This window comes from Corynebacterium meitnerae (genome assembly GCF_027570075.1).
GTDB classification, from domain to species: domain Bacteria; phylum Actinomycetota; class Actinomycetes; order Mycobacteriales; family Mycobacteriaceae; genus Corynebacterium; species Corynebacterium meitnerae.
On record NZ_JAKMUS010000014.1, the window covers coordinates 11,789 to 25,952 of the forward strand.

The following is a 14,164-nucleotide window of genomic DNA, read 5'->3' on the forward strand; positions in this document are numbered from 1 at the left end:
AGCGCTACCAACCTCACCCGCTCGAAATGAACTTTTTAGCACTCACTTGGCTGGAGTGCTAAAGCCTTTTTTAGCAGTCAAAGACCGCGAGTGCAAGGTAGCGCGTGACGGGTACTACTTCGCCGACTGCGCGGTACGCCTATAGATGAAGGCAATCGCGGCGATAAAGAGGACGACGCCGAGGACGGTGGACCAGGTGCCGCCCTCGAAAATCTCGAGCGGGCTTTCACCCTGCGAAGCAGCAATGATGCCGGCGTTGACCACACCGAAGAGGGACTCACCCACGATGAGGCCGGTAGCGCCAAGCGTGCCCATGCGGACCGCGGACTCCGGGTTACGCTGGCCGGATGCCCAGCGGTTGTAGAAGTAACCGAGGATCGCACCGAGCGGCACCATCACGGTGACAGACACCGGCAGGTACATACCCATACCCACTGCCAGCGGCGGCAGCGCGTACTTCTTCTTCGTGGTCACACCCAGGATCTCATCAATGATGATCACGGTGATGCCGATGGCGGCGCCGAGGAAGATGAGGTTCCAATCCAGGGAGTCATCGAAAATGCCCGTTGCTACCGACGACATCAGGACCGCCTGCGGTGCCGCCAACGCATCCGCGCCGGCACCCTCCATGCCCTGGAAGCCGAACGCGGTGAGCATGAGCTGCAGCACCGGCGGGATAACCAAGGAACCGAAGATGACACCGATGACCAGGGCGACCTGCTGCTTCCACGGGGTAGCGTCGACGAGCTGGCCGGTCTTGAGGTCCTGCAGGTTGTCATTAGAAATCGTGGCGATGCCGAAGACAATCGCGGCCGTAAACAAGGTGTAAGCCACCAGCGAGGACGCACTCGCATCCGTGCCCGCCATGAACGCGGCAATGAGCAGCGCGGAGGTAATCACCGCGATGATGCCCACCGAGGAAATCGGCGAGTTGGACGCACCAATCAGGCCGGCCATGTAACCACACACGGAGGCGATGACCAAGCCGACAATGAGGATAAACAGGACCGAAATAATGGTCAGGCTCACCGCATGCTCATGGATGTCAGTGCCCTGCTGGAAATCCCACAGCAAGAAACCGATGGGCAGCATGGACACCAAGATCGTGCCCAGAACGATCGGGAACGGGATGTCCCGCTCCGTCACATCCACCTCGTTGCCAGCGGCGCGCTTGCGAGAGCTGGCCAGAGAAGCACTGACACCCTTCACCACCGGGCCGGCGATCTTGATCAGAGTCCACAGTGCAGCCACCGCCATGGTGCCCACACCGATGAAGCGGATCTCAGAGGAGAAGGTGGTGGAGACGATGTCGGCGAGGTCGGCGGAGCCGTCGATAAGCGCAGAAGTGCGCCAAGGAAGCAGAACGAAGAAGGAAATGACAACACCCACGAGCATGGCAATACCCACCGTCATGCCCACGAGGTGGCCCACGCCGATGAGCGCGAGGGAGAGCGAGCCGCCGATCATCGTGGCACCGGGGCCGAACTTGAACACGCCCGCGACTTCGCTCGCAGCCGCCTTCATCGCGGCGAGCAGACCGTACGCTGCGGAAACGACACCGCCCACGACGATCGTGCGCAGACCCTTCACATTCTCCTCATTGTGCGGATCACCATCGCCCACGCGGAGAACCTCCGCCGCGGCAACACCCTCCGGGTACGGCAGATCCGAACCCGTGACCAGCGCACGACGCAACGGCACCGAGAACATCACGCCGAGGATGCCACCGAGCGCACACACCAGCATGGTGGTCCAGAACGGGAAGCCCTGCCAGTAGCCGATCATGACCAGGCCCGGCAAAACGAAAATGATCGCGGACAGCGTGCCAGCTGCCGACGCGATCGTTTGCACAATGTTGTTCTCCTTCACATTGTGCCCAGCAAACTTACGCAGTACCGCCATCGAGATGACAGCCGCCGGAATGGACGTGGCAAACGTTAGACCCACCTTGAGGCCCAGGTAGACGTTCGCAGCTGTGAACACGAGCGTGATCAGGCCACCAATGATGATGCCGCGCAACGTCAGCTCGCGTAGTTGCGTCCTGTTATCCATGTCAAACCTTTCTAAGGCCTTTGTGAGAGTCAGTTGGCAGGGATTTTACTCCTGTCTTAGAAATCCAGATCAAACCTGCCACTCTTCCGGCGCTTCACCACCACGGACGTGGGATGCGGGAGTTCGAAGCGGTAGAACTTCGCCTTCATCTGCTCGATGGCCGCTTTCTGCTGTTCTGGCGGCACATTGATCTTCGGGGCATACAGGTTGACCCAGGTGCCCTGGAAAACCTGCTTCCTGATGCCGTTTCCCAGGCTCCCCGTCGAGTCACCCCAACGCGTGAGCAACTCCTCCCCCGACGGCATGCGCACGAGCATCCGCGTGTGCATCGGATCCGAGTCCCCATTATTGGACAGCGGGCGCCTACGCACCGAAATATCCACCGCCACCACGTGCCCGTACTCGCGCTTCACCACTTTGTCGAAGATGTTGCGCACCACCGACCACACAATCGACAGCGCGAAAAACCCGAACAGCACGAGGGCGAACTTGTTCTCAAACAAATCCGAGAACAGGTCCGTAAAAATCTCCTGGAAATCCTCCAGCATCGCGGCCTCCTCTGGGTTGAGGTCCTTTGAGTAGGCCCGATCCTAGCCACCCAACCAGCAGTTCGCTGCGGTGGTACGTTCGTGCTCATGAGCACTTTTGAACCGAACCGCGAACGAATCTTCAACGATCTTTCTGCACTCGTGTCCTTTAATTCCCCGCACTCCGTCCCTGACTTGGCGGATCAGCACGCGGCCGCCGCTGATTGGGTAGCCGCGGCGCTCGCGGAGAGGGGGTTGGAGGTGGAGAGGCACGCGACCGTCGATAAGGCTGACGCGATCATTGGCCGCCGCCACGTGAGCGACGGCGCCCCCACCGTCCTCCTCTACTCCCACTACGACGTCGTACCCGCCGGTGACCCCGCCGCGTGGACCGCTGACCCCTTCACTCTCACCGAGCGCGACGGCCGCTGGTACGGGCGCGGCGCCGCCGACTGCAAAGGCAACGTGGCCATGCACCTCGAAGCTCTAAGGCTTATCGACGCCGCCGGCGGCCCCAGCTCCAACCTCATCGTCCTCGTCGAAGGCTCGGAGGAACTCGGCGGCGGTGGGCTGGAGAAGCTCATTCAGGACAAGCCTGGCCTTTTCGAGGCCGACATCATCCTCATCGCCGACTCCGGCAACGTCGCCGTGGGCACCCCGACTCTGACCACCGCCCTGCGCGGCGGCGCCCAACTCAAGGTCACGGTGGAGACCCTCCGCGGTGCCATCCACTCCGGCACCTTCGGCGGCCCCGCCCCCGACCCAGTCGCCGCGTTGATCCGCACGCTCGATTCGCTTCGCGACGCTTCCGGCCGCACCACCATCGACGGCCTCGGCGACGCCCTGACCGCCACCTGGCCTGGTCAGCCCTACGACGCCGCTGCCTTCCGCAGCGATGCCGGCGTCCTCGATGGGGTGTCGCTGATGGGTGATATTGAGTCCGCTGCTCCGAGCGAGAACGCCGCCGACATGGTCTGGGCGCGCCCCGCCGTGACCATCATCGGGTTTACCTCCACCCCGGTCAGCGAGGCCGTCAACGCCATCGTCCCCCGCGCCGAAGCCCAACTCAACCTGCGCGTTCCCGCTGGCATGGACCCGGCCGCTGCCGCTGAAGCCCTGAAGCAGCACCTCATCGCCCACACCCCGTGGGGTGCCAAGGTGAACGTAGAGATCTTCGACATCAACCACGGCTTTTCCACCGACCCCTCCCGCCCCGCCATCGCCCTCCTCGGCGAGTGCCTGCAGGAGGCCTACCAGGAAGCCGCCGGCTCTGACCCCGCCGTCTCCGCCTCGACTGACCTGGTCACGGTCGGTTCCGGTGGCTCCATCCCGCTGACCGCGACCCTGCAGGAGCACTTCCCCGACGCCGCCATTGCCATGTACGGCGTGGAGGACAACAACGCTGGCATCCACTCTGTCGACGAGTCCGTTCACCCCTACGAGATCGAACGCGTCGCCGTCGCGGAGGCCAAGTTCCTGCAGCGGGTGGCGTCGCTGTAGGGCTGGGGCAGGGCTGGGCCCGAGGCCCGGGGCCCGGGGCCCGGGCTCGCATTCACAGAACCCGATACCTCCAGCCCGATATCTAGCCAAAATTGCCGAAACTCGGGTTGTAGGTATTGGGGTCTGTGCCGGCGGGGAGAGATGAGGAGAGTCGTAGGAGCACGACTACATCGGCGCAGCGCGCGCGAATCGGCTGCCGGCACGGCTTAGCTTTGCTAACGTCTCCACCAAGGTCGCTCGGGGGAGCGCAACCATAAGGGGACCACAGGGGGGACCAATGAAGAATACTGAGCTGCGCAACTTACTCCTGTCACGCGGACAGGCACAGCACCAGGAGTGCGTGAAACTCTCAGCCACAAAATTCATCGCAGCCGAGGACTGGAACCAGCTCAAGCGCTACCAGCAAGAGTACCTCAGGTGTTACTCAGCGGGAACGGCCACATACAAAGCGATCCTTGTCGGACGTTCCGCCGCCCGTTTTCTAGAACACTGGGTTCTACCCCTGCGGGAAGAAGTGGTCGAACTCGCACACACCTCCGGCAAGCCACCTGCAACGAAGCAGTGGCCGCCCCATGTCATGTACCGCCACATGACCGTCCCTGCCATGGACTACAACACGTTTCAGGCCAGCGACGGAACCGGTTCTAGCATCGTGCGGGCAACAACAACGGAAAGAACGATCGTCGATATCGCTCGTCTGCATGGTCTGCGCCACGGTGTTGCGGCGCTGGACAGTTGGCTGGAGGGCGATACCCACACCAACGTGCAGGACAAAAAGGAACAGATCGCGGCGACAATCGCGCGGTTGGCAGGAAAGAGGGGCATCGCTGTAGCGCGTGAGGCGCTCGCGATGAGTATCTCGCTTTCGGAGTCACCCTATGAGTCACTATTCCGCATGATCCTCACCGAGAACGGAATCACGGCGCGCCCACAGATGTGGATCGGCCACCGCGTGCGTGTTGACCTGCTGTGGGACCAGCTCGTCATCGAGGTCGACGGCGCCATGAAGTTCGAAGACAAACCTCACGATGCCGTGATGAAACAGCTCCACCGCGAGAACTGGTTGCGCGAGCAGGGCTACGAAGTCATCCGCTTCTTCACCTTAGAGATCCTCTTCAACGAACAAGATTGCGTCCAGCGCGTCATCGATGCTTATAAGCGTTCCCAAACCCGTGGACCCATCTTCACCCCTGCGCGCCCAAGCGATCCCCTCTGGTAGTCGGACTGCCTGGGCCCCGTCCCCCCTTTTTCAGCAGAACCCCGATATCTCCAGCCCGATAACCGGACAAAATCGACGAAACTCGGGGTGTAAGTATTGGGGTCTGAGTTTAGGGGCGCTGTGGGACGGCTGACGCAGCGGAGACGCACCACGGAGCGAGACCACACCCCCAAGATGTTCCACATAGTGGGATCGGGTGTGCCATTTTTGAGACAAGTCTTGGCGCCCTGAACTGCAGCAACGCCGAGAACGGACAAAAACATCAGAAAAAGTTGCCCCCAGTGTGTTGCGCATCACCTGGCAAGTGGGCTACTGTCACAGTCATGCAAAAGCAGATTCTTCTACGAGCCCTAGCGCCGCTAGCGCTAGCGGTGGTAATTAAGGCCACCGACCCCAACGCGGAGTAACCGACTCCCTGCGGTGTGGGGTAGTGGTCCTTAGCCACCCAGTACTAGCGAGTCGGTACACCCCCAGCACAAACCGCAAACGTAGAAGGACATACTCGTGTCTTACACCGAGACTCAGACCACCCAGGCTCAGACCACCCAGACTCGCTTCAACGGCTTCAACACCACCCCGGAAACCGCGGCTATCCCGGCGCCCCAGCAGGCACCCCAGCAGCGTGAGGCCTTGGATCCGTTCCAGCTCCGTTATGAGACGCCGCGTCGTCTGCCACGTGAGCTGCGCGAAGAGGCCATGGGCATGTCCTGGTCCCTGTTCACCGCCACCTACGCACCGACGCCGACGGTGAAGTTCTCCGACATCACCGCCACCCGCGAGAACTGGTGCTACACCACCTACGCTGCGGATGTCACCCGCACGTCCAAGACGTTCCCGCCTCAGACGGAGCACCGTGAGGTTACCGCTTCTGGTCCGGCGCACGCGTTCTCGGCGATGTTGGCGGAGGAGGATCGGTACGTTGAGATCCTCGAGTTCCACCAGTTTGAGATCTTCGAGGCAACGTTTACCGCTATCAAGGTTGCTCACCAGATCAACGAGCGCAACACCGCCTGGGCCGTTGGCTTTGGCACGACCAGCGAGATCTCCATTGCTTCCGCGATGGCGTCGGGTGCGCAGCGCATCTACGGCTAAGCCAGAAGCTCAGCCAGAGGCTCAGCCGAAAGCGAAGCCGTGACACTAGCCACGACGCTGCCGGAAAGAAATCTGTAGACTGTCTGAAGTTGGCCGCGCCTTCAAGACGCGCCTTTTGATTTGGTTTCACGTGTTTCCCAAGTTGGCAGGGTGTGTTTGTTAGCTGCAGCATCCTTGACCGATTGACCGATTTTCTCGGGAGGGCCGTGACACCGTGATCACCCTGCTCCTCGCGCTCATTGCCGCAACGGCGGCGGCGCCAGTCCTAGTTCGTACGCTGGGCAGGCCCGCTTTTGGTTTGTTGGCTGTGGTGCCGGCGGCGGGGTTTTTCTGGTTGATGTACCACTTCGTGGCGGGGACGTTCCATAGCGGGGGCGAGATCCTGGCCACGTATGTGTGGATGCCGGGGATGCACCTGAATATTGAGTTCCGGCTCGACGCCTTTGCGGGGCTGTTTGGGCTGATCATCCTAGGCATTGGTGCCCTGGTGTTGCTGTATTGCTGGGGCTATTTTGACTCGAATCCGCGGCGTTTGAGTATCTTCGCGGCGGAGCTCACCATGTTTGCCACGGTGATGTACGGGCTGGTGATCTCGGACAACATCTTGATGATGTACATCTTCTGGGAGATCACCTCGGTGCTGTCTTTCCTGCTGGTGTCGTATTACGGGGAGCGGGCGTCTTCGAGAAGGGCAGCGACGCAAGCGCTGCTGGTCACCACGTTTGGTGGGTTGGCCATGCTGGTGGGCATCATCCTGTTTGGCACGCAGACGAATGTGTGGAAGTTCTCAGAGATCCCGGGTCTGACCAACTTGGCAGACATCCCGGGGATCACCGCCGCGGTGCTCCTCATCCTGCTCGGCGCGCTGACGAAGTCGGCGCAGGCACCGTTCCACTTCTGGCTGCCCGGTGCGATGGCGGCCCCCACCCCCGTCTCGGCCTACCTGCACTCCGCTGCCATGGTGAAGGCCGGTGTGTATGTGGTGGGGAGGTTGGCGCCGGACTTTTCGTCGATAAGCATGTGGCATGTTGTTGTGCTTCCGGCGGGCGTGTTCACGATGCTGCTGGGTGGCTGGATGGCGCTGAAGCAGCGCGATCTGAAGCTGATTCTGGCGTATGGCACGGTGTCGCAGCTTGGGTTTATGACTGCGGTGGTGGGCATTGGTTCGCGCGAGGCGATGCTCGCGGGGCTTGCGCTCGTGTTCGCGCATTCGCTGTTCAAAGCGGCGCTGTTCATGATTGTCGGCGCGATCGACCACACCACCGGCACGCGCGACATCCGCGAACTATCGGGACTCGGGCGCAAGGAACCGCTGGTCGCGGGGCTGGCCACGCTCGCGGCGGCATCGATGGCGGGCATCCCGCCGCTGTGGGGTTTCGTGGCCAAGGAAGCCGTGCTCGAAACCACGCTGAACGAGGAATTGCTCGTGGGCATGCCGCGCAATATGCTGCTCGTCGGTTTCGTCGCGGGCTCCATCCTCACAATGGCGTACTCGCTGTACTTCCTGTGGGGCGCCTTCGCACGCAAGCACGACAAAGACGTATGCATCGAGCTTTTCGACGGCACCTCCCCCGCCGTCTCCCACAAGAAACCCATCGGCTTCCTCCAGTGGGCGCCACCGGGCCTGCTGGTGCTGTTGACCATTGTGTTTGGCCTGGTACCGAAGCCGCTGTCGACGATTTTCAACCAGTACCTGCACGTGCGCTTCCCACAAGGCGAGCACCAGGATCTGGCGCTGTGGCACGGCATTACTATTCCGTTGGTGCTGAGTGCGGTGATCATCGCTACTGGTGCGCTGGTGTTCTGGCAGCGTGAGCTGCTGAAGAAGATCCAGTTTGACCGTCCGGCGCTGGGGGATGCGGATGACCTGTGGGATGGGATGCTGCGGGTGTTGAGGAAAGCGTCGTTACGCTTGACGGCTTCGACGCAGCGCGGTTCTTTGACCATCAACCTGGCCGTGATTTTCAGTGTGCTGCTGGTGGTGCCGCTGGCGTCGCTGGTGCTTGGCGAGTCCGCGGATGTTCACATGAAGCTATGGGATAACCCCTGGCAGGGCATGACGGTGCTGGTGATTATCAGTAGTGCGATCGCGGCGACGGTGATTCGGAACCGTCTGTCCATCGTCATCCTGGTTGGCCTGACGGGCTATGGCTCCGCCGTCATCTTCGCGCTGCACGGCGCGCCGGATCTGGCGCTGACGCAGGTGCTGGTGGAAACGCTGGTGATGGTCGTGTTCATGCTGGTGCTGCGCAAGATGCCCACGGAGGTAGACGTCAAGGAGGCGGACAACCGTATGCGCGCCTGGCTGTCGGTGGGCACGGGCCTGTCCGTCGTGGTGGTGGCTATCGCGGCGATGTCCGCACGCATCGCCGAGCCGATCTCCCGGTTCATGCCGGATCTGGCTTACGACATCGGTCACGGCCGGAACACTGTGAACGTACTGCTGGTGGACTTGCGTGCGGCGGATACTCTCGGCGAGATCTCCGTTTTGGTCATCGCCGCAACGGGCGTGGCCAGCCTGATTTACCGCACCGAATCCTTCACGCGTGACTCGCGCCGCCCGACGCTGTCTACGCACCGCCCGCGCTGGCTCGCCGCCGGCGTGGAGGGCGAGAAGGCGCAGAACCGCTCCATCATGGTGGATGTGGTCACCCGCCTGCTCTTCCCGGCGATGGTGTTGCTGTCCGCCTACTTCTTCTTCTCCGGCCACAACGCACCGGGCGGCGGTTTCGCCGGCGGCCTGGTCATGGGGCTTGCGCTGACGTTGCGCTACCTCGCCGGCGGCCGCGAGGAGCTGGAGGAGGCGCTGCCGGTGGATCCGTCGAAACTGCTCGGCGTGGGCTTGCTGCTCTCCGCCGCGGCCGCGGTGATCCCGATGTTCCTCGGTTACCCGCCGCTGACCAGCGGATACATCGAGCCGGTGTTGCCGCTCATCGGCGCGGTCACCATTCCATCGGCCCTGCTTTTCGACGCTGGCGTGTACACCATCGTCGTCGGCACCACCATGCACATCCTGACCTCCCTTGGTGCCCAAATCGACCGCGAGGAAGAGGAACGCAAGCAGCGCGCACGCGACCGTGCACGGGCACTGCAGCGGAAGAACGAAGAGCGCAGAAAAGCACGGGAGGCAGCTAAGTAATGGAAGCGAACCTATTCCTCCTCATCGCATCCGGTGTGCTGATTGCCACCGGCGTGTACCTGATGTTAGACCGCGCGATGACGCGCATGCTGCTGGGTGTCATGCTCATCGGCAATGGCGCGAACTTGCTGCTGCTGCAGTCAGGCGGCGAGGCCGGTGCCCCGCCGATTCTGAACCGTGATTCCGTTGCGGCCGAGCAGTCCGCGGACGCGCTCGCCCAGGGCATGATCCTCACCGCCATTGTGATTTCAATGGCGCTGGTGTCCTTCATCCTGGCGCTTCTGTACAGGCAGTACCGCTACCGTACGGACGATGTGATTGAGCACGACGCGGAGGACCAGGCCATTGCGGCCCGTCCAGCCATTGCTGCGGCGGCGCCGGACGCGGATGCGTCGGATGACCCAGAAACCGGCCGCATGCGCAGCAGCGGTGACACCTTCGGCCCGCGTTCCTTTGAGAGCCCCGTAAAGGAGGTCGACGGTGAATAACCTGGCGAGTGCTCCCACGCTCTTTGAGCAGTACGTGGACTTCCTCCTCCCCTACATGCCGTACCTCATCCCGCTGCCGGTCCTCATTCCGGCGCTGGCGGCCGGGCTGATCTTGTTGGCGGGTGGCCGCCGTGGGCTGCAGCGCAACATCGCCTCTATTACTTTCTTGGTTCTGGCGGTTGTCGCGGCGTCGATGATTTTGGTGGCGGACATCTCCGGCATCCAAACGCTCCAGATGGGTGGCTGGGATGCCCCCATTGGCATCACGTTTGTGGCGGACCGATTGTCCGGCATCATGCTGTTTGTCTCCGCCATCGTGCTGCTGTGCGTGATGTGGTTTGCCATCAGCCAGGGTATCCGGGACGGCAATGAGAATGACCCGGTTGAGGTGTTCCTGCCGGTGTACATGCTGCTGTCCATGGGTGTGAACCTGTCCTTCCTGGCGGGAGACTTGTTCAACCTGTACGTCGGCTTTGAGATCTTCCTGGTGGCCTCCTACATCCTGCTCACCATGGGCGCGTCTCCGCAGCGTGTGCGCGCGGGCATCAGTTACGTGATGGTGTCCATGGCCTCGTCCATGGTCTTCCTGTTCGCGCTCGGCCTGGTGTACGCCTCCGTGGGCACGGTGAACATGGCTCAGGCGGGCATCCGGTTTGAGGAGATCCCGGACGGCACCCGCACCGCCATCTTTGCCACCCTGCTCGTGGCCTTTGGCATCAAGGCGGCGGTGTTCCCGCTGGATGCGTGGCTGCCGGACTCCTACCCCACCGCCGCGTCACTGGTCACCGCCGTGTTCGCGGGCCTGTTGACCAAGGTGGGCGTGTACTCCATCATCCGGGTGAAGATGACGGTGTTCCCGGATGGCTCCTTAAACACCCTCCTCATGTGGGTGGCGCTGGCCACCATGGTCATTGGCATCATGGGCGCGCTCGCCCAAAACGACATCAAACGTCTGTTGTCCTTCACCCTGGTCAGCCACATCGGCTACATGATTTTCGGCATCGCCCTGGGCACCCCGCAAGGTTTAAGCGGCGCGATCTTCTACGCGGTCCACCACATTCTGGTGCAGACGTCTCTGTTCCTCGTGGTCAGTCTCATCGAGCGCCAGATGGGTTCCTCCCAGCTGCGCCGTCTCGGCTCGCTGCTCTACACCGCCCCGGTGATCGCGCTTTTGTACATGATCCCGGCTCTCAACCTGGGTGGTATCCCGCCGTTCTCGGGCTTCATCGGCAAGGTCCTGCTCATCCAGGCCGGCGCCGAGGAAGGCTCGTGGCTGTCCTGGGTGCTCATCATCGGCGCCGTGGTCACGTCGCTGCTCACGCTGTACGCCATGATGATCGTGTGGTCCAAGGCCTTCCTCCGCGACCGCAAGGACGCACCAGAAGGCGATGTCGTGGCGGTCCGCGTCAGCCCGCTCGGCGACATCTCCGACACGGTCTCCCTCGAAGAGAGCCAGGACGCCGGCCGCGTGCCTGCGGGAATGCTCGCCTCCACGGCCACGCTCGTCGCGGCATCCGTGTCCATCACGTTCCTCGCCGGCCCCATCGCCGCGATCACCGGCCGCGCTGCGGACTCCTCCTTCGACACCAACCTCTACCGCACCGCGGTCCTGGGCACAGACTGGTCGAACCCCTCCCGGACGCTCGAGCAAGGATCGCTTAACGACGACTCCGATTCCCTCCCCAACCGCCTCACCCCCATCGAGCAACCGAGTACCGGCGTGAGCACCGTCCCCGTCCCGCCGCCGGCGGAGAAGACCGCCGGCGAGACGACCAGTGAGGAGGCCACCCGATGAGCCCCACCCGATACATTCCCAAGCGGCGCTTCGGCCGCAACCTCGCTGACCGCTTCCGCCCGTGGTTCATCTTCTGGCTGGCGGCCATGTGGATCCTGCTCATGGGTGAACTCACCTGGGCGAATGTCTTCGCTGGGCTCGCTCTCGGCCTGATCATCACGATGCTACTGCCCCTGCCGAAGCTGCCCACCAGCGGCATCAAGGTGGACCTGCCCAAGCTGTTCATCTTTATCCTCCGCTGGCTGGGGCAGCTCATCGTCGCCGCCATCCACGTGTCCTGGCTGGCCATCCGGCCAGCGGACCCACCGCGCAGCGCCATCTTCAAGGTGCCCATGCGTCTGGATTCGGAGCTGGCACTGTACTTTGCCACCTGCGCCTACAACCTCCAGCCCGGTGGGTGTGTGACGGATATTGACCTGGCTAATCGCATGTGGACAATTCATGTGTTGTCGGCGGGGACGCAGAAGGACGTCGAAAAGGCATTAGCTGATGTGCAGCAACTGGAACGCTCATTAATTGAGATTTTTGAGAAGCGAAAGGCCCCCAAACATGGATAACGCGATTTATAACACCGTGCTCGCGTTCGCTGCGATCCTGCTCGTAGCCGGATTCTTTGTCACCACGTGGCGCCTGATCATCGGGCCGAACTCGCTTGACCGCGTGATCGCGATGGACGGCATCGTCGCCTCCATCCAATGCGCCCTGGCCACCTACATCTGCTGGACACTCGACACCACCGTGGTCAGTGCCATGTTCGTGGTGGCCATGCTGGGCTTCATCGGCTCGCTGTCCGTCGCCCGATTCCGCAAGAGGGACGGTGCACTGTAACCATGCTGAATCTTGGATTTATCACCGACGTTATCTCCCTCATCTTCATCGTCGCCGGTGCCCTCCAGGTGTTCTTCGCCTCCGTGGGCATCAACCGCTTCCGCAGCACCCTCGCGCGCATTCACGCGGTGACAAAGCCGCAGACCGTGGGCCTCATCATGGTCATCGTGGGCGTGATCTTCCGCCTCATCGGGGACGAGCATTTCGACGTCGGCCAACGCGGCGACGTCGGCATGCTATTCCTGCTCGTCCTCTTCGCCCTCATGACCAACCCGGTCACCGCGCAGCGCCTCGGCCGAATCTCCCGCCGCGAGGGGCTCTACGGCGACGAAGAGGACATCGCGATCAACGAACACCCGGGCGATCTTCACAAGCAGCTGTAGGCCTCCCGGCGCGCAACTCCTCCACCGCCTGATCCACCGCACCACGCCAATCCCCCGTGGTCTCAAACACGGCGCGTTGGCGCTGGTAGGCGGCACCACCGTCGATGATTTCGTTGACGATGCCCAACTCCTCCACGCACCCCAACCGCTCCGCGATCGGCTGCAACTGCTCCACCAGGTCGCGCAGGTCATCCGTGACTAGGCGCTCATCAGTGTCGCGGCTGGTAATGATTTCCGCGTCCAACCCATAGCGGGCACCCCGCCACTTATTCTCCGCCACATGCCAGGGCTGGAGGGTGGGGAGGGGGAGGCCTTGGTCGAGCATGTCGTCGAAAAGCACGACGAGGCAATGCGTGAGGGCCACGATACCGGCGAGCTCGCGCAGGTTCGTGGCGGCGTCGGAAATGCGCACTTCGATGGTGCCCCATTTGGCTGCGGGGCGGACGTCGAAATGCATGGAGCCCGTGTGTGACGTGACACCGGAGATGGTTTGGTCGCGCATGAAATCGACCCACTCCTGCCAGCTGCCGAACTGGTACGGCATACCCGCGGTGGGAAGCTGCTGGTAGAGCATCGTGCGATTCGACGCGTACCCCGTGTCCAGGCCCTCCCACGCCGGGCTGGATGCGCTGATGGCCAGCAGGTGCGGGTACTTCGTCATGATCGCGTTGATGATCGGCCACACCCGATCCTCATGCCGGATGCCCACGTGCACGTGCGTACCCCACAGGAGCATCTGCTGCCCCCAGTACTGCGTGCGGTTGATGATCTCCTTGTACGTCGGCTTATCCCCCACCGGCTGCGTGCGGAAATCCGCGAACGGGTGGCCGCCGCCCGCCCACAGCTGCAGGCCCATATCGTCCGCGACCTGCTGGATCTTGTCCTTCGTCTCCGCCAGATACGCCATCGCCTCGCCCGTGTTCTGGCACACGGGGGTGACAAGCTCGATGGTGTTCTTCAGAAACTCCTTCTCCAGGTGCGTGCCGGGCCAACGCTTCTCCACCTGGTCGATCACGTCCGCCGCGAACGGCACCAAGTCCCTGCTCAGCGGGTCAACGAGCGCGATCTCCCACTCCACGCCCAACGTCGGACCCGCCGAACGGTTGAAATCACGGAACGGGTCCATGTGTTGGTTCACTAT

The 14,164-nt window shown here is 62.4% G+C and carries 12 protein-coding genes; 9 read left to right on the top strand and 3 right to left on the bottom strand.

Annotation, left to right across the window (positions count from 1 at the left end):
- Positions 1-114: 114 nt before the first annotated feature.
- Both L8U60_RS08675 and L8U60_RS08680 read right to left on the bottom strand, forming a co-directional pair.
- Positions 115-2,052 (bottom strand): OPT family oligopeptide transporter, encoded by a 1,938-nt coding sequence (locus L8U60_RS08675; RefSeq protein ID WP_269965975.1) that lies wholly within the window; start codon positions 2,050-2,052, stop codon positions 115-117.
- 56 nt (positions 2,053-2,108) lie between these two features.
- Positions 2,109-2,600 (bottom strand): hypothetical protein, encoded by a 492-nt coding sequence (locus L8U60_RS08680; RefSeq protein WP_269965976.1) that lies wholly within the window; start codon positions 2,598-2,600, stop codon positions 2,109-2,111.
- 87 nt (positions 2,601-2,687) lie between these two features.
- Here L8U60_RS08680 and L8U60_RS08685 point away from each other — a divergent pair, with 87 nt between their 5' ends.
- The 9 genes from L8U60_RS08685 (at position 2,688) to L8U60_RS08725 (ending at position 13,023) form a co-directional block, all read left to right on the top strand.
- Positions 2,688-4,079 (top strand): M20/M25/M40 family metallo-hydrolase, encoded by a 1,392-nt coding sequence (locus L8U60_RS08685; protein ID WP_269965977.1) that lies wholly within the window; start codon positions 2,688-2,690, stop codon positions 4,077-4,079.
- Positions 4,080-4,356: 277 nt separating this feature from the next.
- Positions 4,357-5,298, top strand: coding sequence for an endonuclease domain-containing protein (locus L8U60_RS08690; RefSeq protein ID WP_269965978.1), 942 nt, complete (start codon positions 4,357-4,359; stop codon positions 5,296-5,298).
- A gap of 504 nt (positions 5,299-5,802) precedes the next feature.
- Positions 5,803-6,390 (top strand): acetyl-CoA acetyltransferase, encoded by a 588-nt coding sequence (locus L8U60_RS08695; RefSeq protein WP_269965979.1) that lies wholly within the window; start codon positions 5,803-5,805, stop codon positions 6,388-6,390.
- Positions 6,391-6,604: 214 nt separating this feature from the next.
- On the top strand, positions 6,605-9,529 hold the full coding sequence (locus tag L8U60_RS08700) for a Na+/H+ antiporter subunit A (RefSeq protein WP_269965980.1): 2,925 nt from the start codon (positions 6,605-6,607) through the stop codon (positions 9,527-9,529).
- Positions 9,529-10,017, top strand: a complete 489-nt coding sequence (locus tag L8U60_RS08705) for a Na(+)/H(+) antiporter subunit C (RefSeq protein ID WP_269965981.1) — start codon at positions 9,529-9,531, stop codon at positions 10,015-10,017. Before L8U60_RS08700 ends, L8U60_RS08705 begins: the two co-directional genes overlap by 1 nt.
- A gap of 55 nt (positions 10,018-10,072) precedes the next feature.
- Entirely contained in the window at positions 10,073-11,812 is a 1,740-nt protein-coding gene (locus L8U60_RS08710) for a Na+/H+ antiporter subunit D (RefSeq protein ID WP_269966003.1), read from the top strand.
- Positions 11,809-12,369, top strand: a complete 561-nt coding sequence (locus L8U60_RS08715) for a Na+/H+ antiporter subunit E (protein ID WP_269965982.1) — start codon at positions 11,809-11,811, stop codon at positions 12,367-12,369. The genes L8U60_RS08710 and L8U60_RS08715 overlap by 4 nt, the downstream gene beginning before the upstream one ends.
- Complete coding sequence (locus L8U60_RS08720; RefSeq protein WP_269965983.1) at positions 12,362-12,640, top strand: monovalent cation/H+ antiporter complex subunit F; 279 nt, start codon at positions 12,362-12,364, stop codon at positions 12,638-12,640. Before L8U60_RS08715 ends, L8U60_RS08720 begins: the two co-directional genes overlap by 8 nt.
- A 5-nt stretch (positions 12,641-12,645) precedes the next feature.
- Positions 12,646-13,023, top strand: coding sequence for a monovalent cation/H(+) antiporter subunit G (locus L8U60_RS08725; protein WP_420840186.1), 378 nt, complete (start codon positions 12,646-12,648; stop codon positions 13,021-13,023).
- Here the strand turns inward: L8U60_RS08725 and L8U60_RS08730 are convergent.
- Entirely contained in the window at positions 12,986-14,149 is a 1,164-nt protein-coding gene (locus L8U60_RS08730; RefSeq protein WP_269966004.1) for a glutamate--cysteine ligase, read from the bottom strand. The genes L8U60_RS08725 and L8U60_RS08730 overlap by 38 nt on opposite strands.
- Between the last annotated feature and the right edge of the window lie 15 nt (positions 14,150-14,164).